Annotated in this window: 20 protein-coding genes; 9 read left to right on the top strand and 11 right to left on the bottom strand. The window is 66.2% G+C overall.

Annotated features, from left to right (window positions below):
* Nucleotides 1–28 precede the first annotated feature (28 nt).
* From U1700_RS09395 to U1700_RS09405, 3 genes are all read left to right on the top strand, one after another.
* Nucleotides 29–589: a sigma-70 family RNA polymerase sigma factor gene (locus U1700_RS09395; protein WP_332752187.1), complete on the top strand. Its 561-nt coding sequence runs from the start codon at nucleotides 29–31 to the stop codon at nucleotides 587–589.
* Nucleotides 576–1289 (top strand): anti-sigma factor, encoded by a 714-nt coding sequence (locus tag U1700_RS09400; RefSeq protein WP_332752188.1) that lies wholly within the window; start codon nucleotides 576–578, stop codon nucleotides 1287–1289. The genes U1700_RS09395 and U1700_RS09400 overlap by 14 nt, the downstream gene beginning before the upstream one ends.
* Before the next feature lie 93 nt (nucleotides 1290–1382).
* Complete coding sequence (locus U1700_RS09405; protein ID WP_332752190.1) at nucleotides 1383–1925, top strand: fasciclin domain-containing protein; 543 nt, start codon at nucleotides 1383–1385, stop codon at nucleotides 1923–1925.
* Nucleotides 1926–1987: 62 nt separating this feature from the next.
* Here the strand turns inward: U1700_RS09405 and U1700_RS09410 are convergent, their stop codons facing one another.
* The 4 genes from U1700_RS09410 to U1700_RS09425 all read right to left on the bottom strand — a co-directional run bounded on the left by U1700_RS09410 (nucleotide 1988) and on the right by U1700_RS09425 (nucleotide 7902).
* Complete coding sequence (locus tag U1700_RS09410) at nucleotides 1988–3724, bottom strand: putative bifunctional diguanylate cyclase/phosphodiesterase (protein WP_332752192.1); 1737 nt, start codon at nucleotides 3722–3724, stop codon at nucleotides 1988–1990.
* A 112-nt stretch (nucleotides 3725–3836) separates the two neighbouring features.
* The gene (locus tag U1700_RS09415; protein WP_443025918.1) at nucleotides 3837–6044 is read right to left on the bottom strand and encodes a catalase; all 2208 of its coding nucleotides are present in this window, start codon (nucleotides 6042–6044) and stop codon (nucleotides 3837–3839) included.
* A 77-nt stretch (nucleotides 6045–6121) separates the two neighbouring features.
* Complete coding sequence (locus U1700_RS09420) at nucleotides 6122–6682, bottom strand: fasciclin domain-containing protein (RefSeq protein ID WP_332752194.1); 561 nt, start codon at nucleotides 6680–6682, stop codon at nucleotides 6122–6124.
* Nucleotides 6682–7902, bottom strand: coding sequence for a hypothetical protein (locus U1700_RS09425; RefSeq protein WP_332752195.1), 1221 nt, complete (start codon nucleotides 7900–7902; stop codon nucleotides 6682–6684). Before U1700_RS09425 ends, U1700_RS09420 begins: the two co-directional genes overlap by 1 nt.
* A 110-nt stretch (nucleotides 7903–8012) precedes the next feature.
* Here U1700_RS09425 and U1700_RS09430 point away from each other — a divergent pair, with 110 nt between their 5' ends.
* The 3 genes from U1700_RS09430 to U1700_RS09440 all read left to right on the top strand — a co-directional run bounded on the left by U1700_RS09430 (nucleotide 8013) and on the right by U1700_RS09440 (nucleotide 11478).
* Nucleotides 8013–9377 (top strand): peptide MFS transporter, encoded by a 1365-nt coding sequence (locus U1700_RS09430; RefSeq protein WP_332752197.1) that lies wholly within the window; start codon nucleotides 8013–8015, stop codon nucleotides 9375–9377.
* 81 nt (nucleotides 9378–9458) lie between these two features.
* The gene (locus U1700_RS09435; RefSeq protein ID WP_332752199.1) at nucleotides 9459–10157 is read left to right on the top strand and encodes a CDP-alcohol phosphatidyltransferase family protein; all 699 of its coding nucleotides are present in this window, start codon (nucleotides 9459–9461) and stop codon (nucleotides 10155–10157) included.
* Between the two features lie 46 nt (nucleotides 10158–10203).
* Nucleotides 10204–11478, top strand: a complete 1275-nt coding sequence (locus tag U1700_RS09440) for an MFS transporter (protein WP_332752200.1) — start codon at nucleotides 10204–10206, stop codon at nucleotides 11476–11478.
* Between the two features lies 1 nt (nucleotide 11479).
* Here U1700_RS09440 and U1700_RS09445 read toward each other — a convergent pair whose 3' ends face one another.
* The 3 genes from U1700_RS09445 to parC all read right to left on the bottom strand — a co-directional run bounded on the left by U1700_RS09445 (nucleotide 11480) and on the right by parC (nucleotide 17081).
* Complete coding sequence (locus U1700_RS09445; protein ID WP_332752201.1) at nucleotides 11480–12442, bottom strand: LysR substrate-binding domain-containing protein; 963 nt, start codon at nucleotides 12440–12442, stop codon at nucleotides 11480–11482.
* 220 nt (nucleotides 12443–12662) lie between these two features.
* Nucleotides 12663–14723, bottom strand: a complete 2061-nt coding sequence (locus U1700_RS09450; protein ID WP_332752202.1) for a DUF3857 domain-containing transglutaminase family protein — start codon at nucleotides 14721–14723, stop codon at nucleotides 12663–12665.
* A 126-nt stretch (nucleotides 14724–14849) separates the two neighbouring features.
* Nucleotides 14850–17081: a DNA topoisomerase IV subunit A gene (gene parC / locus U1700_RS09455; RefSeq protein WP_332752203.1), complete on the bottom strand. Its 2232-nt coding sequence runs from the start codon at nucleotides 17079–17081 to the stop codon at nucleotides 14850–14852.
* A gap of 197 nt (nucleotides 17082–17278) precedes the next feature.
* Between parC and U1700_RS09460 the strand changes: the two genes are divergently transcribed.
* Nucleotides 17279–17569, top strand: a complete 291-nt coding sequence (locus U1700_RS09460) for a type II toxin-antitoxin system RelE/ParE family toxin (RefSeq protein WP_332752205.1) — start codon at nucleotides 17279–17281, stop codon at nucleotides 17567–17569.
* Between the two features lie 10 nt (nucleotides 17570–17579).
* Nucleotides 17580–17930: a HigA family addiction module antitoxin gene (locus U1700_RS09465; RefSeq protein WP_332752207.1), complete on the top strand. Its 351-nt coding sequence runs from the start codon at nucleotides 17580–17582 to the stop codon at nucleotides 17928–17930.
* Nucleotides 17931–17940: 10 nt separating this feature from the next.
* Here the strand turns inward: U1700_RS09465 and U1700_RS09470 are convergent, their stop codons facing one another.
* Together U1700_RS09470 and U1700_RS09475 are read right to left on the bottom strand one after the other, a co-directional pair.
* Nucleotides 17941–18090 (bottom strand): DUF2256 domain-containing protein, encoded by a 150-nt coding sequence (locus tag U1700_RS09470; protein WP_332752208.1) that lies wholly within the window; start codon nucleotides 18088–18090, stop codon nucleotides 17941–17943.
* Between the two features lie 84 nt (nucleotides 18091–18174).
* Nucleotides 18175–18357, bottom strand: coding sequence for a hypothetical protein (locus U1700_RS09475; protein WP_332752210.1), 183 nt, complete (start codon nucleotides 18355–18357; stop codon nucleotides 18175–18177).
* Between the two features lie 127 nt (nucleotides 18358–18484).
* On the opposite strand from U1700_RS09475, the gene U1700_RS09480 reads away from it, so the two are divergent.
* Entirely contained in the window at nucleotides 18485–19846 is a 1362-nt protein-coding gene (locus tag U1700_RS09480) for a hypothetical protein (RefSeq protein ID WP_332752212.1), read from the top strand.
* Here the strand turns inward: U1700_RS09480 and U1700_RS09485 are convergent.
* On the bottom strand, nucleotides 19794–20324 hold the full coding sequence (locus U1700_RS09485; RefSeq protein WP_332752214.1) for a nucleotide exchange factor GrpE: 531 nt from the start codon (nucleotides 20322–20324) through the stop codon (nucleotides 19794–19796). The two genes, U1700_RS09480 and U1700_RS09485, sit on opposite strands and share 53 nt — an antisense overlap.
* On the bottom strand, nucleotides 20321–21358 hold the full coding sequence (hrcA, locus tag U1700_RS09490; protein ID WP_332752216.1) for a heat-inducible transcriptional repressor HrcA: 1038 nt from the start codon (nucleotides 21356–21358) through the stop codon (nucleotides 20321–20323). The genes U1700_RS09485 and hrcA overlap by 4 nt, the downstream gene beginning before the upstream one ends.
* Nucleotides 21359–21397 lie beyond the last annotated feature (39 nt).

The following is a 21397-nucleotide window of genomic DNA, read 5'->3' on the forward strand; positions in this document are numbered from 1 at the left end:
CAACGTGGATGCTTCTATCTCCCGCTCCGTGACTGATCCTGCCGCCCGCGCGCGGCTGGTCGAAGCGCTCGTCGCCACCGGGCGCGAGGACCGCAGCGCGTTCCGCACCGTCTATGACCTGACCTCGGCGAAGCTTTTTGGAGTCGTCCTTCGTATCTGCAACGATCGGGGAGCGGCGGAGGAAGTTTTGAGCGACGTCTATCTCACCATCTGGAAGCGGGCCGGGGCCTATGAGCCCGGGCGTGCCTCGCCGATCAGCTGGCTTGCGACGATCGCCCGCAATCGCGCGATCGACTGGCGCCGCGCCTCGGCACGCGCCCCCTCGACTCCGCTTCACGAAGCCCCTGATGTTGCCGACGACCGCGCCAGCGCGTTCGACCTGCTCGCTCAGGACGAGGGCGCTCGCGCGCTTCATTTGTGCCTCGACGCGCTCGACGACAAGCAGCGTGCCGCGATCCGCACCGCCTTCTTCGACGGTCTCACCTATGCCGAACTCGCCGAGCGCGAGGCGGTCCCGCTCGGCACGATGAAAAGCTGGGTCCGCCGCGGCCTCATCCGACTGAAGGAGTGCCTCGATGCCTCCTCCTAACCCGTCCAATCCGGTTCCAACCGATCCCGACGTCGCCGCAGCCGAGCTCGCGCTGGGCCTGCTCGAGGGGGACGACCGCGCCGCCGCGCTTCGCCGCCAGCTTGCCGAACCCGCCTTCGCCCGCGAGGTCGAGCAGTGGCGCGACCATTTCGCGACCCTGTTCGCCGGTAGCGCCGAGCGGGTTCCTCCGGCCACTGTCGCGGCGCGAATCGAGGCGCATCTCGACCGCCCGTCGAACCCGGCCCGAACGACCCCCGGTTTCTGGCGCCCGCTGGCGATGGCTGCGAGTCTGCTCGCCGCCTCGCTCACTGGCGTGCTGCTAATCCGCCCCGACGCCACCACCCCGGCGATCATCGCCGCCCCCCAGGTGCAGATGGTCGCGGCGATGGCGTTGTCCGACGGCAAGACCGCCCCGCTCGCGGCCTATTACGACCCCGCGCAAAAGATCGTCCGCATGCCCGGGCCAATGCCGATCCCGGCCAATCACAGTGCGCAGCTATGGGCGATCCACGACGGCCAGCCACCGATCCCGCTCGGGCTGTTCCACGTCGTCGGTAACACCGTCGTCGCCGAGGCCAAGACGCTCAAGACGATCCCTGCGGGCACCATGCTTGCGATTTCGTTCGAGCCGATGGGCGGTTCGCCGACGGGCAAGCCGACCGGCCCGGTCGTCGCCAGCGGCGCGCTGAGTTCGGTCTAGTCCGCCAGGCTCGCGTCGCCTGCATCCGACCTGTTACCCCCGCCGTATCTCCGACCGCTCCCCCCTTTGGAGCCGAATTAGGAGATACCCCCGATGAAAACCGCCCTTCTCGCGCTGAGCGCCACTCTGGCCCTCGTCGCCGTTCCCGCCACCGCCAAGAACCCCATGGTCGGCGGCGCCGCCATGTATTCGACCAAGACCATCGTCCAGAACGCGATCAACTCGAAGGACCACACCACCCTGGTCGCCGCGGTCAAGGCCGCCGGTCTGGTCGACACGCTCAATAGCAAGGGTCCGTTCACGGTCTTCGCGCCGACCAACGCCGCCTTCGCCAAGCTTCCTGCGGGCACCGTCGAGACGCTGGTCAAGCCCGAGAACAAGGATACGCTAACCAAGATCCTGACCTATCACGTCGTGTCGGGCCGGATCACCGCCGGCCAGATCGCGTCGATGGCCGCGCACCATCACGGCACCGCCACGCTGACCACGGTCGAAGGCGGCAAGCTGATGTTCAAGAAGCACGGCAAGGGCTTCCAAGTGATCGACGCCAAGGGCGGAAAAGCCCGCATCACCATCGCGAATGTGATGCAGTCGAACGGAGTCATCCACGTCATCGACAGCGTGTTGATGCCGTAGAATGACCGGGCCGGCGGAGCGGACCCCTGCTGCAACCCCGCCGGCCCGATTTTTCTTGATCTTTAATTGAGCGGCGAAGCCGTACGCGCGCGCCGCGTCTGCAAATATTGATACGCCGCCCCCGCCTCGAGCGGCTTGGCATAATAGAAGCCCTGCCCATTGGCACAGCCCAGCGCTGCCAGCGTAGTCGCCAGCTCGACCGTCTCGATCCCTTCGGCAGTGGTCGACATACCCAGCGCCTCGGCCAGGCTGAGTACCGCGCGGACAATCGCCACACTGTCGGGGTCGCGCATCATTCCGGTGACGAAACTGCGGTCGATCTTGAGCACGTCGATCGGCAGCCGCTGGAGATAGGCGAGGCTTGAATAGCCCGTCCCGAAATCATCCATCGCCACCGTCGCATCGAGCGACTTCAAGGCTTCGAACACCCGCGTTGCGCGCACCGGATCCTGGACGATCGAGCTTTCGGTCAATTCCAGCGTCAGCCGGTGTCCGGTCAGCCCGCTCGACCGCAGCGCGCTCGACACCATTTCGGCGATATCGTCGCGCGCCACCTGGATCGCCGACAAATTGACCCCGACGTGGAGCGGCAACAGCTCCCCTGCGTCCTTGTCCCAGCTCGCTAGCGTGTGCGCCGCCTTGTCCATCGCCCAGCGTCCGAGCGACAGGATCAGCCCGCTCTCCTCGGCCACCGGGATGAACTCGCTCGGCGAAATCTCCCCGCGGTCGGCATGGGTCCAGCGCGCCAGTGCCTCGAAGCCTGACACCTGCCCGGTCTTGAGGTCGATCAGCGGCTGGTAGGACAGCGTCAGCTCGTCACGATCGAGCGCGCGGCGAAGCTCGGTCTCGATAGAAAAGCGCCGCCGCGCCGCGCTCGCCTCGCTTGGTTCGTAAATCTGCGGCCGCCCGACCTGCTTGGCCTGCTTGACCGCGAACTGGGCGTTGCGGAACAGCTCCTCGCTATCGTCGCCGTCGTGCATCAGCGCCGCACCGATTGCGCATTCGACCTTGATCTCAAGCTCTGACAGCTTGAACGGCTGGGTCAAAACTTGCTGGATCCGCTCGGCCGCCGCCAGCGCATCGTCGCGCCCCCGCCGGATCCCGACCAGCACGCCAAATTCATTGCCCCCGGTCCGCGCCAGCACGTCGCCCGACCGCAAGGTCGACATTAACCGCCGCGCGAAGGTGATCAGCAGCTCGTCCCCCGCCAGGCTCCCCATGCTCTCGTTGATCCGGCTGAAGCGCAGCAGGTCGACCACCAGCACGGCATGCTCGATCGGCCCGACCAGCGGTGCAATCTCGGCCTTGCCGACCTGTTCGATCGTCTCGGTAAAGCCCAGCCGGTTGGGCAGGCCGGTCAGGCTGTCGCGCAGCATTTCGGCGCGCAGCGATCGCTCGGCGCGCACCTCGACCGTCCGGTCGACCAGGCTGACGAGACAGCGCGGGCTCCCGTTCGCGGCGCTCGGCAGCGGCGCCAGCTTCATCCGGAAATGCCGCGCCCCGACCCCGTCGCCATCGCGAAACTCAAGTTCGTCGCTCGCCACGCCCGTAGCATTACCGTCAAGGAAATCGCGGAGCAGCCCCGAAATCCGTCCTTCGTGAAACAGCGCCATGTCGGCTGGATCGAACATATCTTCGTTGGAGGATCGGACCGCTTGTTCCAGCCGCCGGTTCCACGCCATCAGCCGCATCGCCCCGTCGTCGCCCCGCCCGACCACCGCTGCGGCAATCGGCAGCGCGTCGAGCAGCGCCCGGTCGGCGGGGGTGAGCGTAGCATATAGCCCCTCCGACGCGTCCACGTCAGACACTCCGGCGAAAACCGGATTGCGAGGGGCTGGCACCTGCATGCCCCGGGGCTTACCCCAGACCGGTTAATTGTCCGTTGCGCTTCTATCCCGAAACTGCTGATTTTTAGGCAAGATCGCGCACCTTGGGCTCTCGCTCCCAATGCCGTGCAGGCGCAATGTCGACGAACGTCTTGAGCGACACCACCCCCGCGTCGGGCTCGACCCCGGCCTTGTCGAGCAGCACTTGAGCATTCGCATCGGCGCCGATCGTCTTCACATGGGCATACGCGTCCATCACGAACCCAACCGCCGCACTGTCCCTGGCCAGCTTGGCGGCACCCTCCGTCGACAGGACCAGCGCGACCGCATCAAACAATACCGACGGCGATCCCGCCAGCTGCCCGTCAGCAGTCATTATGCTGCCATCGGCCATCGTCACCCCGCCGACCCTGGGCGCCACGGTGAACGCCTTGCCGCCAGCCTTGCGGACCTGCTTCGCCAATTTCTCGACCTGCGCCCCGTCCGACCCGTCGGCAAACAGGATGGCGACCTTGCGTCCGGTCATCGGCGGTGGCCCCGCCTTGACGATTGACAGCCGGTCCGACGGCTTCATGTCGATCGTCGGTGCTGCTGCCGGATTTGCCTGGGGCAAGGCCATCCCCAACCCCTCGGCCACCCGCGTAGCCAACCCGACATCGACGTTGAGCAAATTGCCGATCACCCGCTCGCGGATCGCCGGGACCCCGACCTTCGACAGCTCGAACACCAGCGCCGACGCCATGTGCGCCTGCTCGATCTCGGCCTGGCTGCGGAAGAACAGCCGCGCCTGGCTGAAGTGATCCTTGAACGTCTCCGACCGCACCCGCAGCTTCGATCCCGCATCGTTGCGGTCACCCGTCACGCTGATGCTCGCAAACCCCGCCACCGTCTCGCGCGGGCCGCCCGCCTCGCCACCATCGGCCAGGCTGTTGGGCTCGTAATTCGCCCGCCCCTTGGGGACCATCGTCTGCATCATCCCGTCGCGCTGCATGTTGGCGAACGGACATTTGGGGGCGTTGATCGGGATCTGGTGGAAATTGGTCGTCCCCAACCGCGATTTCTGCGTGTCGAGGTACGAGAATAATCGCCCCTGGAGCAGCGGATCGTTGGTGAAATCAATCCCCGGGACGACATTGGTCGGCAGGAACGCGACCTGCTCGGTCTCGGCAAAGAAATTGTCGACATTGCGGTCGAGCACCATCCGCCCGACGATGATCAGCGGCACATCCTCCTCGGGGATCAGCTTGGTCGAATCGAGCACGTCGTACGGCTGCCGCGCAGCGAATTTCTCGTCGAAAATCTGAAGCCCCAATTCCCACTCGGGATAATCCCCCGCATCGATCGCCTCATACAGGTCGCGGCGGTGGTAATCGGGGTCCGCCCCGGCAATCTTGACTGCCTCGTCCCAGCAGGTCGACTGCAATCCCAGCTTCGGCCGCCAGTGGAATTTCACGAACGTCGTCGCGCCCTTGGCGTTGATCAGCTGGAAGGTGTGGACCCCGAACCCTTCCATCATCCGCAAGCTGCGCGGCAGGGTCCGGTCGGACATCGCCCACATGATCATGTGGGTCGCCTCGGGCATCAGGCCGATGAAGTCCCAGAATGTGTCATGCGCTGACGCGGCCTGGGGATAGCCGCGGTCGGCCTCCATCTTCACGGAATGGATGAGGTCGGGAAATTTAATCGCGTCCTGGATGAAGAACACCGGGATGTTGTTGCCGACCAGGTCCCAATTGCCCTCGTCGGTGTAGAATTTGACCGCGAATCCGCGCACGTCACGCGGCGTGTCGACCGATCCCGCGCCGCCGGCCACGGTCGAAAAGCGTGCGAACAGCGGCGTGCGCTTGCCGACCTGCTGGAACGGCGCCGCCATCGTGAGTTCGGGCACTGCGCGGGTGCATTCGAAAAAGCCGTGCGCGCCCGATCCGCGGGCATGGACCACCCGCTCGGGGATGCGCTCATGATCGAAGTGGAAGATCTTCTCGCGCAGCACGAAATCCTCGAGCAGCACCGGCCCGCGCGGCCCTGCCTTGAGGCTGTTCTGATTGTCGCTGATCGCCACGCCATGATTGGTCGTCAGCGGCCCCGAACCCGGCGTCGTGCCCTGCCCCGCGCGCTGGTGAGTCTCCCCGCCCACACCCGGATTGCGCCCGCCGGGCATGGCCTTCTGCGGCTTGCCCTTGCCCGACCCGCTGGTCTGCTTGGTGCCGGTCGCGGGCGCACCCGGCGCTTCGCTGGCGATCATGTTGGCGTCGGTATTCGACGATGCGATCGACTTGGGCTGCTTGGCCATGAATATTCCTTCCGGAGCGGGATTTTTCCCTTCAACGCCCCGGAGGCATCACCGTCCCAAGCGGTAGCGAATATTTATCATTTCGGGACCAGCACCGTGTCGATGTGATCGATCACTCCGTTCGACCTTTTGTCGTCCGACCCGACGATCGCTGCGGTCGTCCCGCCGGCGTCGCTCAGTACGATCTGTGCCCCGCTTCGCGTCGCGGTCAGCGTGCCGCCGGCCATCGTCGCCAACACCGCCTTGCCGCCATGGGCATCGATCGCCTTGGCAATATCGGACGTCAGCATCGTGCCGGGTACGACATGGTGCGAGATCAGCCTGACCAGCTTGGCCTTGCCGCCCGGCGCCATCAGCGCATCGCGCACCGTCGGCGCCAGCTTGGCAAACGCCGCGTCGGTCGGCACCAGCACGGTATAGGGCCCGGGCCCGGCGAACACCGGCTCCATCCCCGCGGCCTTGACCGCCGCGACGAAGCGCTGGTCGCCGCCAAGCCCCTTGGCAATGGTTTCGCCGCCGGCCGCCTTGACCGCCGCCTTGGGCTGGGCCGAGGCCGCGACCTTATTGCCCTCGCCACCCTTCGAGCAGCCGCCGAGCGCCAAGGCAATCGCCGCCGAAGTCAGCAAAAACGCTCTCATCACGAAAGCGCCGAGATGATCGCCTGGATCACCTGAGTCTTGGGATCGACCCGATAGATGTTGCCATCGGCATAGCGGTAATTCTCGTCAGCCGTGTCGCTGTATCGGTCGCGGTATGGGTCAGGGACGTTGTACACGTCATATCCCGCCGGAAGCGCCTGCCCGATGCCGAGCGCGCCAAGCCCGCTGCCATAGCCGCCGCCCAGACCGCCAAGCCCGCCGCCAAGCCCGCCGCCATAACCGCCCCCCGTCAGCAGCGCGACGATGCTTTCGATGAGCCCGCTCGACTGGTTGACCTGATAGATTGCGCCGTCGCCATAGCGATAATCATAATCGCCGTTATCGGGGTAATATCCCTGATAAGGCTGGGGAATATTATAGATATCATAGGCCGCCGGATACAGCTCGCCGGGAGCATAATAGCCATTGCCGGAAAGCGGAAACAGCCCGCTGACCAGATTGTCCGACCGCCCCACGCGATAGGCATAGCCATCGCCATAGCGGTAATAATATTGGTCGTTGTCGGGGTACCAGGCGCGATACTGGCCCGGCAAATAGGCGTCGGCATATTGCGACCGGAGCGGCGCGCCATAGCCCAATGCCGATCGTACCTGACCCGGGGGCATGCAGCCATTGTCCTTCGCCGCCAGCCCCGGCGGGCAACCATTGATATGCCCGCGATCCCGCTGATCGTTGCGATGTTCGACATAGCGGGTCCCGGCATAAGCCGCGCCGGCTCCGGCCGCAGCATAGGCGATGCTCCGGCCATGCTCGCGCACAACGCCCCGCCGCTGTTCGTTACGGGCAAATCGCTCTCCGCCGCGCTGATGCTCGGGGCGATATTCCTGGCGTCGCTCCTGACGATACTCTTGGCGCTGCTCCTGACGATACTCTTGGCGCCGCGCCTGGCGATATTCCTGGCGTCGCTCCTGGCGAAATTCCTGGCGTCGGGCCTGCTGCGGCGAGCCCATGTCGGGCCGACCCATCCGCTCGCCGCCACCGCCATGCTTCTCGCCACCACCGCCGCCGCGCTTCTCGCCGCCGCCACCGCCACGCTGCTGGTCGCCGCCGCCATTACCCGGGCCGCCACCGCCGCCGCCATGCTTCTCGTCACCGCCGCCACCGCCATGCCCGCCACCAGGACCCGCCATCGCCATGCCCGGCGCCAGGCTCGCAAGGGCGATTGCCGCCACACCGACGGCCAGTTTCCACTTGGTCATGCTGATCTCCTTGGCCCCACAAACCCCCGGGCGCCAGTGCCGGTTCCGAAACGGACCCTTCCCAGCGGCCACGAAATGGCTAATCTCGCGGCTTTCCGGGGGGATTTTGCATGACCGACGATCAGCCAGCCGACACGCCGTCAGCCCCCGGCCTCACCCGCCATCCCCGCGGCATCGCTATCCTCGCCGCGACCGAGCTTGCCGAGCGTTTCTCCTATTACGGCATGGCCGCGTTGCTCACCCTTTACATGGTCAAGCAGCTGTTCCTTCCCGGTCATGTCGAACAAGTCGTCGGGCTCGCCACGCTGCGCCATTTGTTCGAATTTCGCGGGCCGATGTCCGACGTCGCCTTCGCCTCGCTGATCTACGGCTGGTACGCCGGCCTCGTCTATTTCACCCCCCTGGGCGGTGGCTGGCTCGCCGATCGCGTGCTGGGCCCCCGCCACACCGTCAGCCTCGGCGCGCTGCTGATGACCGGCGGCCACCTCGCCATGGCCTTCGATCAGAGCTTCCTGCTTGCGTTGTTGCTCCTCATCCTGGGCTCGGGCTGCCTCAAGGGCAATCTCGCGGCGCAGGTCGGCAGCCTCTATCCCGCCAGCGCGACCTCGCTCAGGGATCGCGGCTTCACCATCTTCTCGACCGCGATCAACATCGGCGCGGTCGCCGGCCCGCTCGCCACGGGCGCCGTCGCCGAACTCCACGGCTATCACGCTGGCTTCACCCTCGCCGCTGGCCTCATGCTCGTCGCGCTCGCCGTCTATCTGTTCGGCCAGCGCCTGCTCCCCGCCTCCTTCGCCCGCCCCGCAGCGCGAGCCGTCACCGCACCGCTGACCCCCGCCGAGCGCCGCCGCAGCCTCGCCGCCGCGCTGATCATCCTGCTCAATATTCCGACGGCGATCACCTACACCATGATCGGCGGGATCGGCATCCTGTGGATCGACCAGCATGTCAGCCTGCAAACCAGCCTCGGCACCGTCCCGGCAAGCTGGTTCAACTCGGCCGACAGCTTCGCCAGCATCATCATCGTCCCCCCGCTCGTCGCATTGTGGGCGTGGCAGGCGCGCCGCGGCCGCGAGCCCGACGGGATCACCAAGCTCGCCCTCGGCTTCCTTCTCACCGCGCTGTCGGCCTTGCTCATCGTCACCGGCACACTTCTGCCCGACGCCGCCGGCAAGACATCAGTATTGTGGCCGCTCGCGAGCTTCTTCGGAATGGGGTTCGCCTTCATGTACTACTGGCCCGTCACCCTGTCGCTCGTCGCCCGGGCCGCCCCCGCGCGCTACTCGGCCAGCCTGATGAGCGCGGTCTACGCCTCGCTGTTCGTCGGCACGGTCCTGATGGGCTGGGTCGGCAGCTTTTACGACCAGATGGACGCGACGCGCTTCTGGCTGCTCGACGGCAGCTTCGCGTTCGTCGGCGCCGCCCTCACCTTCGCCCTGCGCCGCCCGATCAATGCCGCACTTGCAGCAACTTAAGCGAGCCCCAGACGCGACAATTCGCTCTTGAATCACGACGGTTCCCCTTGCTGCTTCGTCATCAAACCGTCATAAGCCCTCATGCTTAAACGTCCTGAGCCCGTCGAATGCGAACCGCTCACTCGCATCCAGCACAATCTGCTCGCGCGCTCTGAACGTCGCCTGCTCAACCATTTGTGCGCCAACGCGCCCGCCTGGGTGACCCCCGACAAGCTCACCACGCTCGGCGTGATCGGCGCGGTCGTTACCTTTCTCGGCTATGTATTGAGCAACTTTTCCCCCGCCTGGCTGATGCTCGCCATCGTCGGCTATGCCGTCCAGTGGTTCGGCGATTCGATGGACGGCAGCCTCGCCCGCTTCCGCAAGATCGAACGCCCGCGCTTCGGTTATTTCATCGACCATAGCTGCGACGGGCTGACCACCCTCCTGATCCTCGCCGGCATCGGCTTCAGCCCCTATGTCCGCCTCGACGTCGCGCTGATTGCGCTCGGCGGCTACCTCCTGCTCTCGATCCATGCCTATCTCGCGGCGCGGGTGCTGGGCGAATTGAAGCTGTCCTACCTCAACGCCGGCCCGACCGAGCTTCGCTTCGCGCTCATCGCCATGACCATCGCGATGATGGCGCTTGGCGAGCATCCCGGGCTGTTCGGTCCGGTCAGCGGGTTCGACCTGCTCGTCGGCGGGGTCGGAATCGCGTTGATGAGCCTGTTCGTCATCCAGACCCTGGTCACTGCGCGCCGCCTCGCGGCCCTCGAGCCGACCCCGCCACCCCGAACCTGACCTTACCGGCCATTGACCTCGCCATCGGTCCGGCGAAAATGGCCGGATGAGCGACACGTCGACCCGCACCGTCAGCACCGCGTCAATGGTCATCGCGGCCTTCTCGACGATCGTCGAATGGTATGACTTCACCCTCTACCTCTACTTCGCCACCGTCCTCAGTCGGCTGTTCTTCGGTGACGGCCAGGCGGCGCTGCTGACCACGCTTGGCGGGTTCGCCATTGCCTATCTCGCGCGGCCATTCGGGGCGATCCTGTTCGGTCATATCGGCGACCGCCACGGCCGCCGCCGGATGATGCTCGGCTCGATGGCGCTGATGAGCCTCGCGATGCTCTTGACCGCGCTCCTCCCCACCCGCGCCAGCGTCGGCCCGGTCGCCGGGGTCCTGCTCCTCGGCCTGCGCTGCGTAATGGGCTTCTCGGTCGGGGGCGAATATACCGGAGTCGTCGCCTATCTCGTCGAAGGCGCCCCGGCCCACCGCCGCGGCCTCATCGCCAGCCTCGCCGCCGCCGCCAGCGAAGTCGGCGGATTGCTCGCGGTCGGGCTTTCGGCGGCGACCATCGCCCTGACCAGCGAAGCCACGCTGGCCGCCGGGGCGTGGCGCATCCCGTTCCTGTTCGGCGCCGTCCTCGCCGCCGCGGTCCTCGTCGCCCGCGCCACGCTCGACGAAAGCCCCGACTTCATCCGCCAGCAAGCCCAGGGTACCGTCCCCGCCCACCCCCTGCGCCACAGCCTCACCCACCACCGTGCCGGGATCGCCCGCGGCTTCGCCATCTCCGCCCTAGGCTCGATCACTTACTATGTCGGCATCACCTACGTCCCGACCTTCCTCACCTCGGCCGGCAAGCTCGGCGAGGGGGCCGCCCTGTGGCTGTCGACCGCCGCCGCCGTCATGGTCATCGCCGTCACCCCGTTCGTCGGCCTCGCGTCCGACCGCCTCGGCCGCAAGCCGATCCTGATCGCGCTCGCCCTGCTAAGCGCCGCGCTCCCGCTTCTCCTCTTCTCCTTGATGGCGAGCGGATCCGCGCCCCACGCCCTGCTCGGCGCGCTCTCGCTCGCTGCAGTAGCCGGCGGGGTCAGCGCGGTCGGCGCCGTCGCCACCGCCGAGCAATTCCCCGGCGAAGGCCGCCTCTCGGGTCTCGCGTTCGGCGCCACTGCCGCCACCGCCATCTTCGGCGGCCTCACTCCATGGCTAGCCCAGCTACTCATCGCCCGCACCGGCTGGCCGCTCGTCCCCGGCGCGATGATCGCAATCGTCGCGCTGGCGGTCCTCCCCGTCCTCGCGACCCTCCCCGAAACGGCCCCGCGATTTCGGCCATAATCTAAACGCCAACGGCCCGGCGAGGGGTCTCCTGCGCCGCGCTCGCCCTGTCCTCGATCCGCCCGCCGACCGGCTCGACCGTGTCGGCGAACTGCTTGATCAGCCAGTCGTGAAACGCCCGCACCGGCTTGCGCTCCAGCGCGCTGGGCGGGCACACGAACCAATAGCTGTACGGGCTTTCGATCGTCTGGTCGAACATCTGGACCAGCCGGTCGTCATGCGAATGGGCCATGTGGCTGTCGAGCATGAACGCCACGCCAAGTCCCTCGGCCGCCGCATCAAGGATCAGCTGGCCGGCATCGAAATGGCTGATTCCCGCCGGTTCCAGGTCGGGCACCCCGACCTGCTGCCGCCAATGCTCGAAGCTGGCCGGCATGTCGCGGTGGAGCAGCACCGAAAATCGCTTGAGGTCGCCCGGCTCGCGGATTGCGTCGGGCCCTTCCTTCAGCGATCGCGCCCCGATCGTCATCACCCGTCCGCGCTGAAGCAGCCGCGCATAGTAACGATCGTCGACGCGGTCGGTCAGGGCAATGACTGCGTCGAAATCCTCCTCGACCAGACGTGCCAGCCGGTTGGCCCCGGTGTCGATGTCGATCTGCAGCGTCGGATGGAGCGCGCGCAATGACGGCAACACCGGCAGCAACCGCTGCGCCGCGAACAGTGACGGCACCGCAATCCGCAATCGCATGCCCTTGTCCGGCGCGCTGATCCGCTCGACCGCGCGGCTCATCGCGTCGATATGCGGCGCTACCTCGGTAAAGAAACTCTTGCCCGCCTCATTGAGCTGGATGCCATTATGCGCCCGCTCGAGCAGCGTCCGCCCGACGAACTGTTCCAGCGCCTGGATTCGCCGGGTCAGCGCCGGTGACGACAGCGCCAAGGCGTCCGCCGCGGCCTTGAGCGATCCCAGCCGCGCGACGGAGACAAATGCCTGGATCGATCCCACGGGTGGCAATCTGCGCATGACCCATTGTCGCCCTGCTTATGGTGCAGTGCAACAGGAAACATTCACCGACCCGATGATACCCAAAAAAAAGAGGGCCGCTCCGGTCTGGAACGGCCCCTTTGAAAGGTTCAGGAGAGGATGCCTCGAAAGGCATGATCCTTCTCGCTCAACCCCGCCTATGCTGCAAGTGCGAAGGACGCATGACGAAGTGCAAGAACTGCACCTCTCGCTCGCGCCTTCACTTCAACTCCGCTCCATAGGGCAGGCACGCGCCCGGATCCGCCACCCAGTCGACCGTGTCGCCAAACGGAACCCCCGACGCGCCATTCGGTACCGGCTTGCCCGGATCGTTCGCCTCGAACACCGTCGACACGTCATTGTCGAAGCCGGGGATCGCATCATTGGTGTGGCGGGCCTCGACCGCGGAAATCTCGGGGCCCATCGTGCGGCTGCTCATCAGGGTCCGCATGACTCCATTGGCCAGTAGCGCGCGTCGCCAATATTGGGTGCCGCCAAGCGTTGTCGCGACCGGTTTGGACGAATAGGTCCAGTGCCATCCGGCACGTCGAGGCGGCAGCTTGATGGTCGTCGCATAGCAGCGAAAGCGCGGAAATTCGGTTGCCCAGGTTGCCGTCTGGTCCTGGTCGGCAGACCGTCGCCTCAGATCGGGGGGATAAAATCCCGCCCCGGCGATCGCCAGGCTGCGGCCGTCACTGGCGCTGCCGGTCCAGTCGGGCTTGCCCGTCCCGGTCATTGTCAGCACCGTCGACCCGCGCAACTCGTCGTACCGCCAAGCCACGGTCGTCGGCTCGACCCAGCTGGCCTCGTTGCGCCAATAGCTTTTGAGCGCCCGATCGGCATCCGTTTTCGACATGGCGCCAATCGCCGACTTCACCGCCATGCCTTCATCGCCGTGCAGGATGTTTTCCATCCGCACCTTCGCCTCGATGTCGAAGCCGGCGGTCGCATCGATATTCACGACCCCGATCAGCAGCGGGATCGTCGGCATGACGCTCGGCAATCGCTCGATCCCGGCCCCCGCCGCGCGAACCGGCAGCACCCAGCGATAGGTCGGCGCGGGCAGCAGCCCGAGGTGCACATCGCCCGACCTTGTGCCATCGAGCCACACCGGCTTGCCGTCGACCGTGGCGCGGACAATCACATGGTCGAACAGCGCCGGGCTTGGCAGCCGCTGCCCGATCTCGTCCCCGCCCTTGCTGTTGACCAGCACCAGCTCGGCCGGGATCCCCATTTCGCGCAGCAGCGCCAGCAGCAGCACCGACTTGCCTTTGCAGTCGCCGAACTTGCGGGCCCAGCTCTCGTCGGCGGTCGCCGGGCGGTAATTTCCCCCGGCAAGCCCGACATAGACATAGCGGATATTCTCCTCGACCGATCGCAGCGCAAGCTCGGACCGCGCTGCCGGCGTGCTGGCCGCCGCCATGATCCGCGCCGCCTCCGCCCTGACCGGCGACCCGGGGGCAAGCCGCACCGCCGCCTCGACCGCGTTGGAAAACAGCCGCGACACTTCGGACCAGCTGCCAAAATCGGAATATTCGACCAGGCGGCGAACATTATAGCGCGCCGGGGCGCCCTCGGTCGGCACCGCGCCCGCCGGGTTGCTCATTTCGATCGTGAAGACCTTCTCCCCCTTGGCCGACAACAACGACACGGCGGGCAGGTCGCTTGACAACTGCGTCGCCATCGCCCGCTGCTCGGGCCACAGCAGCCGCGTCCGGAACGTCCCCGGCGTGCCCAGTACGGGCAGCTGGTCGACCCCCGACGAATGGCCGACAAAGGCCGGTTCGGACTGGAACACCGTGGCCGCGACGTCCAGCTCGTCGCCGACCTGGAGCCCCGGCACCTGCAGGCTGGCGGTCAGTTGCCCGTTGAGCACCGACTGCTCCAGCCCCGCCTCGCGCTGGATCACCTTGAACCGGTTGACGGCAAGCACGTCGATCGACTGGCTGCCGCGCAAGATCCGCACGCGGTGAACCACCGCCGATCCCGATTCGGCTTCCCAGCTCAGCGTGACATTCCCGACCCCCAGCCCCTCCGGCTTCTGGATCTTCACCTGATAGGCCATGTACAGTTCGTCGCCGTTCGGCCCGATCCGCACCTGCTGGTCAAGGAAGCGGAACTGGAGCGGTCCGTCGGCCTCATCCTTGCCCGGGGCCGGCGCAGTCGCGGGCGGTGGGAGCACCCAGGCCGGGATCGGGACCGTGCGAATCTCGGTCGGCGCCGCTGCCGCTGCACCGCCAATGGCCGAAATCATCGCGGCCGCCATCTGAACTAGTTTCACGCCTACCCCCGCACCCCTGTACTTGCAGCGATCGTCCAACACATGCGGGCATTGCGCAACCCGCCCGCCGCGAAAAAATGCATGATTGATCAATGATCACCGCAACAGCGCTACGGTTCCCGTGTCCTAACCCCCGAACTTGCCCGACCTTGGAAACCCGATCGGCGCCATCCGCCCCCCGGCACCCCTCACCGCGCGCCACGGCGAAAGGTCGCTCTCGGTCCGCATCCGCCCGCTGCCGCCACCCTGCGGCCAGCTCAGCCCATCGGCCATCCGCACCGCGATTACATCGCTCAAGCCCCCATCGCGATAGCGTTGCAGCTGCACCCCGGCGCCGCGCCCCATCTCGGGCAGCTCGCCCAACGGGAACAGCAGCATCTTGCGATTTTCCCCCACCACGACCACCGCGTCGGCGCCCTCGGGCACCACGCGCAGCACCGCGACCTTCGCCCCGGGACGCAGGTTCACCAGCTGCTTGCCCTTGCGCGTCTCGGCCATCACCGCCTCGCCGCTCGTCACGAACCCGCGCCCGTCCGACGACGCGACCAGCAGCTTCATGCCGACCTTCGCCACCATGAACGCGGCAATCTCGACCTCGGCGGGCAAGTCGATTGTCAGCCGCACCGGCTCGCCGAACCCGCGCCCGCCGGGCAGCTTGTACCCGCCCAGCGTATAGGCTCGCCCATTCTCGCTTAGCAGCAGCAGCTTGTCGGTCGTCTGCGCATGGAATGCGTGAGCCGGCCCGTCGCCCTCGCGCCATTTCAGCTCGGCGACCTCCGCCAGCGCCACATGCCCCTTCATCGCCCGCACCCAGCCGCGCTGCGACAGCATCACCGTGATCGGCTCCTTCTCGATCATCGCCGACCAGTCGAGTATCTTGCCCCCGCCGACCGCAACCTCCTCGATCGCCGTCCGCCGCGCATCGCCCCATTTGTCCTTGACCAGATTGAGGTCGCGCTTGAGCTTGTTGCGCTGCTTCAATGGGCTCTCGATCAGCCCCGCCAACCCCTCGCGCTCCTTGACCAGCCCGTCGCGCTCCTTGCGGATCTCCATCTCCTCAAGCTTGCGGAGCCGCCGCAGCCGCATGTCGAGGATCGCCTCGGCCTGCCGATCGGTCAGCCCGAATTCGGCGATCATCACCGGCTTGGGCTCGTCCTCGGTGCGAATGATCTCGATCACCCGGTCGAGGTTCAAAAACGCGACCAGGAACCCCTCGAGCAGCTCGAGCCGATCATCGATCTTCCCGATCCGCACCGACGCCCGCCGCACCAGCACCTCGATCTGGTGCGCCAGCCACGCGGTCAGCGCCTGCTTCAGGCTCATCACTCCCGGCGTCCGGTTCTTGTCGAGCACGTTGAGGTTGAGCGGGAAGCGCACCTCCAGCTCGCTCATCCGGTACAGGCTTTCCAGCAGCAGCTCGGGGTCCACCGTCCGCGACCGCGGCTCCAGCACCACGCGCAGCGTCTCGGCACTCTCGTCGCGCACATCGGCCAAGATCGGCAGTTTCTTGTCGCCGATCAGCCCGGCGATCACTTCGATCAGCTTGCCCTTCTGCACCCCGTAGGGGATCTCGTGGACCAGCAAATGCCACCCCCCGCCCTTCTCGCGCACCGTCTCGATCTTCGCGCGCAGCCGAAAGCTCCCCCGCCCGGTCTTGTACGCCAGCGCAATCGACTCTGGCCCATCCACCAGCACCCCCCCGGTCGGAAAATCGGGCCCATGGACAAAGTCCATCAGCGCCCGATCCTCGGCCAACGGATTATCGATCAGATGCACCGCCGCCTCGATCAGCTCGGTGACATTATGCGGCGGGATCGACGTCGCCATCCCCACCGCAATCCCGCTCGATCCGTTGGCGAGCAGATTGGGGAACAGCCCGGGCATCACCTCGGGCTCTTCTTCCTCGCCATTATAGGTCGGCTTGAAGTCGACCGTGCCCTCGTCGAGCCCGGCCATCAGCAGCGTCGCGACCCCCGTCAGCCGCGCTTCGGTATAGCGATAGGCGGCGGCATTATCCCCGTCGATGTTGCCGAAATTGCCCTGCCCGTCGACCAGCGGATAGCGCAGCGAAAACGACTGCGCCAACCGCACCATCGCGTCATAGACCGACTGGTCGCCATGCGGATGATATTTGCCGATGACATCGCCCACCACCCGCGCGCATTTCTTGTAGGCGCTGGCCGGGTCGAGCTTGAGCAACCGCATCGCCCACAACAGCCGCCGGTGAACCGGCTTCAGCCCATCGCGCACATCAGGCAGCGACCGCGCCGTGATCGTCGACAGTGCATAAACGAGATAGCGCTCGGACAGCGCGGCCTCGAACGGAACTTCGATTTCCTGGTCGGCGGTGGGTTGCATGAGCGCGGCTTAGCAAGGGGGGAGCGTGGGCGGTAGTGGGGAACCGCGGCACAACCCGTCATCATTGGCCTGACCCGGGATATCGCACATCATCCGTTGGCAATTCGACGAAATCGGCCCGGCAACTCCCCTCGCCCCTATATCATTTTTCGTATAGCGTAACTTGACACCGAACGCCCTGCTCGCTATGCCGAACCATGAAGATCAGGAACGTGATCCACAAAGGCTTGCGGAATTTCATCGAAGATGGCGATGTTAGTGGATTGCAGCCCGCCGTGGTCATCAAGGTCCAGCGCATCGTCTCGTTCCTCCAAGACATGGAGCGCGAAGAGGAATTGCGCACCGTGCCGAGCTGGAAGGCCCATCTTCTGACCGGCGGGCGCAAAGGGACGTGGAGCCTGTTCGTGACGAGGAATTGGCGAATGACGTTCCGGATCGACCGCGAAGAGATTGAGATCATCGACCTCGATTATGAGGATTACCACTAGGAGGTGGCCCATGAGTGAGAATATCGGGAGTGCGATTGCAGGCATTCGCATGAAGAACCCGGCGCATCCGGGCGGTTTCGTGAAGTCGGAAATCATCGAGCCGCTTGGGCTGTCGGTGACTGCGGCGGCGCAAGTGCTGGGCGTCACCCGCGCGACGCTGTCGACGCTGCTCAACGAGCGGTCGCAGCTGTCGCCGGAGATGGCGCTGCGCGTGGAAAAGGCGTTCGGCGTTTCGATGGACACGCTGATGCGGATGCAGAACAGCTACGACATTGTTCAGGCTCGTAAGCGCGAGGGGGAGATCAAGGTTGCGCCGTTCAAGGGCTCGTCCACCGACGCCCGCGCGTCAGCCACACCTTAGGAGGCCCCCCCTACCCCTTCCCCTTCTCCCCCCGGCACCGCTCCGAACAAAATTTCACCGCGTCCCAGTCACGCGCCCATTTCTTGCGCCAGGCGAACGGTAGTCCGCAGGCCGCGCAAATCTTGCTTGGCAGGTCGCTCTTGCGCACCATCTTCGGCATCCCATCCTCCTTTACCCCACATGAAAAAAGCGCGCCCCCTTGCGGTGAGCGCGCCTCCTTCGTGACGAACTTCAGCGTGCCCGATTAAGCCGGCTTGGCGCCCTTGGTCCCGCACTTGGCGAATTTGCCGTTCGCCCGGCACCTTACCGCGACCTTCTTCACCGTGACGCACTTCACGAACTTGCCCTTCTCGCGACACGGCGCGCCAATCGCGGGGGTCGACGACAGCAGGGCGAGGGCAACCGCACTAAAAATTACCGAGCGCATGAACAGACTCCTGGACGGTGGAGCGCGGAAGATGCGCCGACCCGCGCGCCCCGTAAAGACCCCCGCGCGCTCCTCCCGCAAAATATTTACCTATCCTACAGTGAACCATATGGGTTACGCGCGCGCCATGACCAACCATGCACCGGGGTACGGCCCCTCTCCGTCGGGGCGCGATCCCCTTGTCCCCTCCGGTTCGGACGGCGTATCGGTCGAGCCCGCCACGCCGATTGCTCCTGGTGAGCTTTTGCCCATGACGCTCAACGAACTTCGCCAATGGCATATGGACGAGCTTGCCGCTTTGTGCCCCGACCGCCCGCAGGATCATGGCTGGAGCCCATTCTCGCGCCGCCTGTTCCTCGATACGCTGGCCGAGACCGGCAAGGTCGGCGAGGCGTGCGAGATGACCGGGCTCGCCCGCGCCGGCGCCTATGCGCTGCGTAATCGCGACCGGCTGTTCGCCGCCGGGTGGGACGCCGCCGCCGCGATCGCCCGCGACGTGCTGGCCGATCGGCTGGCCGAAGCCGCGCTCGACGGGGTGACCGACACGCTGACCCGCGCCGACGGCGTGACCATCACCCGCCACCGCTTCGACACACGGCTGTCGATCGCGGTCCTCCACCGGCTCGACAAGCGCTGCGACCGCGCCGCCGCAGATCTGCCCGCCGCCTATGGCCCGCGCGCCGCATGGGACGAATATCTCGTCGCGGTCGGCAGCGGGGACGTTGTCGCCGCCGCCGCCATCGCCTTCGCGCCCCCGCCTTCGCCACCGGCACCAACTGGCGACGCCGATTCTGCGCCACACTGTCCAGCCTGTCCAAAACCCGCCGCTGACGGAGACAGTCATCCCTCCCTCGCCGACCAGCTGGCGCTGATGAAGGGCATCCGTGACGGCTCGATCGACGCCCGCGAGGAAGCCCTCGCGCTGGCCGAGAGCGATGACGACGACCTCAGCGACCGCGTGTGGACCAATGTCGACGGCTGCTTCACCAATTTCCCCCCGCCCCCCGGCTTCACCGGCTTCCAGCAGGACAAGTGGGGCGACGAGGAATATTATCGTGTCCTCACCCCCGACGAGATGACGCACTATGAGGCGGTTCTCGCCGACTGGGCAGCGGAAGATGCCGCAGAGGTCGCCGGTCGCATGGCCGACGACGAGGCGCGGCGGCGTGATTTCTTCGATATCGAGGAGAAAGAGGAGGAAGCAGCCCCGGACGACGGTCCTCCTGCGGAAGAACCGACGTCCGAGCCCTTGCTCCTGACCGACACTACGGAGCCTTCGCCACCGCCTCCCGCAGAGCCGACTTCGGAGGATCAGCCTTCAAAAAACGCGCCGACTTCGGAGGATCGGCCTTCAGAGAACGCGCCGACTTCGGAGGATCAGCCTTCAGAAAACGCGGCGACTACGGAGCCTTCGCCACAACCACCCGCAGGGGCGACTACGGAGCCTTCGCCACAGCCACCAACGCCGGACGAAGAAGTCGATCCTTGAGCATATAGCCCGGCTGCATCACCTCGACGATCGTGCCCGCTTCGGCGTCGCTCGGCACTTCGATCATCGCCTGGTGGCGGTTGGGGTCCATCGGCAGGCCCTTGGCCTCGACCCTGGTCACCGCATTGCGCGCGAAGATCGAATCCAGCTCGCGCGCCGTCGCCTCGATCCCGGCCAGGAAGTTCGCTGCGGTCGCGTCGGCGCGCAGTTCGTCGGTCACCGCCGCCAGCGCACGGTCAAGGTTATCCTTCACCGCCAGCATGTCGCGGGCAAAGCCGGTGACCGCATAGGCCGATGCCTGGACTTTTTCCGCTTCCAGCCGGCGGCGCACATTCTGCGCCTCGGCGGCGGCATAAAGTTTCGCTGCAGTGGCTTCGTCCAACTGCTGCTCCAGCTCGGCGATGCGCTCGCCGTGGGGGCTGTCCGCCTCATGTTCGGCAGCAAATTCAGTGTCTTCAATCTCGTTTTCTGGCGTCATCGTTCCATCATTCTGGTTAGGGCCTGGGCCGTGAAATCAACCATGGGGACCACTCGGGCATAGTTCAACCGCGTCGGGCCGATCACACCCACAACGCCCACCACCTGACCTTCGCTCCCCCGCCACGGTGCGGCAATCACTGAGGAACCACTCAATGCGAACATCCGGTGCTCCGATCCGATGTAGATCCGGCAGCCCTCGGCGGCGCGGGCTTCCTCCAGGACGCGGGCGATTTCCTGCCGGTCCTCCAGCTCCTCGAGCATCCGCCGCACCCGGTCGAGATCGGCCGACGCCGCCTCGTCGATCAAATTCGCCTGCCCCCGGACAATCAGCAGCGGGCGCTGGTCAAGGTCGACCGACCACGCCGCCAGCCCCGACGCGACCAGCTCGGCGGCGGCGGCGTCGATCGCCTGCCGCGCTTCCCCGACCTCGGCCCGGATCCGTTCGACCGCCTCGCCCAGCGTCAGTCCGCTCAGCCGCGCCGAGACGAAGTTGGCGACATCCGTCAGCTGCGCCGCACTCGTCCCCGGGGCCAGCGGCACCACCCGGTTCTCGACACTCCCGTCCATCGCCACCAGCACCGCCAGCGCCCGCCGGGCATCGAGCGAGACGAACGACAGTTGCCGCAGCCGCTGCTCCCGCTTCGGCGCCAGAATGACGCCAGCGCACGCCGACAATCCCGACAACATGCTCGTTGCCGCATCCAGCGCCTGCTCGATCGGCCGGTCGCGCATCTGCGCCTCGATCGCCAGCCGCTCTTTCGGCCCGGGGACATTGGTCTGCATGATCCCGTCGACGAACAATCTCAACCCGCTTTCGGTCGGGATCCTGCCGGCGGAGGTATGCGGATGGGTCAGCAACCCCCGCTCCTCCAGCTCCTGCATCACGCCGCGGATCGAGGCGGAGGACAGGCTGACGGTGGCGGCGATCATCTTGGATCCGACCGGCGTGCCGCGTTCGATGTACGCCTCCACCACCAGCCGGAAGATGTCCCGCATTCGGGAGGAAAGATCGCCGATCGGCTCGTCCATCATGGCATGGCATCTAGGATTGGCTGGGCCTCCGGTCTAGGG

This window comes from Sphingomonas sp. RB1R13 (assembly GCF_036663775.1).
Taxonomy (GTDB): domain Bacteria; phylum Pseudomonadota; class Alphaproteobacteria; order Sphingomonadales; family Sphingomonadaceae; genus Sphingomicrobium.

What these genes read in the sequence shown, in the direction of transcription:
- U1700_RS09400 (WP_332752188.1), top strand. Translation starts at nt 576, where the DNA reads ATGCCTCCTCCTAACCCGTCCAATCCGGTTCCAACCGATCCCGACGTC.
- U1700_RS09405 (WP_332752190.1), top strand. Translation starts at nt 1,383, where the DNA reads ATGAAAACCGCCCTTCTCGCGCTGAGCGCCACTCTGGCCCTCGTCGCC.
- U1700_RS09415 (WP_443025918.1), bottom strand. Translation starts at nt 6,044, where the DNA reads ATGGCCAAGCAGCCCAAGTCGATCGCATCGTCGAATACCGACGCCAAC.
- U1700_RS09420 (WP_332752194.1), bottom strand. Translation starts at nt 6,682, where the DNA reads ATGAGAGCGTTTTTGCTGACTTCGGCGGCGATTGCCTTGGCGCTCGGC.
- U1700_RS09425 (WP_332752195.1), bottom strand. Translation starts at nt 7,902, where the DNA reads ATGACCAAGTGGAAACTGGCCGTCGGTGTGGCGGCAATCGCCCTTGCG.
- U1700_RS09430 (WP_332752197.1), top strand. Translation starts at nt 8,013, where the DNA reads ATGACCGACGATCAGCCAGCCGACACGCCGTCAGCCCCCGGCCTCACC.
- U1700_RS09435 (WP_332752199.1), top strand. Translation starts at nt 9,459, where the DNA reads ATGCTTAAACGTCCTGAGCCCGTCGAATGCGAACCGCTCACTCGCATC.
- U1700_RS09440 (WP_332752200.1), top strand. Translation starts at nt 10,204, where the DNA reads ATGAGCGACACGTCGACCCGCACCGTCAGCACCGCGTCAATGGTCATC.
- U1700_RS09445 (WP_332752201.1), bottom strand. Translation starts at nt 12,442, where the DNA reads ATGCGCAGATTGCCACCCGTGGGATCGATCCAGGCATTTGTCTCCGTC.
- parC (WP_332752203.1), bottom strand. Translation starts at nt 17,081, where the DNA reads ATGCAACCCACCGCCGACCAGGAAATCGAAGTTCCGTTCGAGGCCGCG.
- U1700_RS09460 (WP_332752205.1), top strand. Translation starts at nt 17,279, where the DNA reads ATGAAGATCAGGAACGTGATCCACAAAGGCTTGCGGAATTTCATCGAA.
- U1700_RS09465 (WP_332752207.1), top strand. Translation starts at nt 17,580, where the DNA reads ATGAGTGAGAATATCGGGAGTGCGATTGCAGGCATTCGCATGAAGAAC.
- U1700_RS09470 (WP_332752208.1), bottom strand. Translation starts at nt 18,090, where the DNA reads ATGCCGAAGATGGTGCGCAAGAGCGACCTGCCAAGCAAGATTTGCGCG.
- U1700_RS09475 (WP_332752210.1), bottom strand. Translation starts at nt 18,357, where the DNA reads ATGCGCTCGGTAATTTTTAGTGCGGTTGCCCTCGCCCTGCTGTCGTCG.
- U1700_RS09480 (WP_332752212.1), top strand. Translation starts at nt 18,485, where the DNA reads ATGACCAACCATGCACCGGGGTACGGCCCCTCTCCGTCGGGGCGCGAT.
- U1700_RS09485 (WP_332752214.1), bottom strand. Translation starts at nt 20,324, where the DNA reads ATGACGCCAGAAAACGAGATTGAAGACACTGAATTTGCTGCCGAACAT.
- hrcA (WP_332752216.1), bottom strand. Translation starts at nt 21,358, where the DNA reads ATGATGGACGAGCCGATCGGCGATCTTTCCTCCCGAATGCGGGACATC.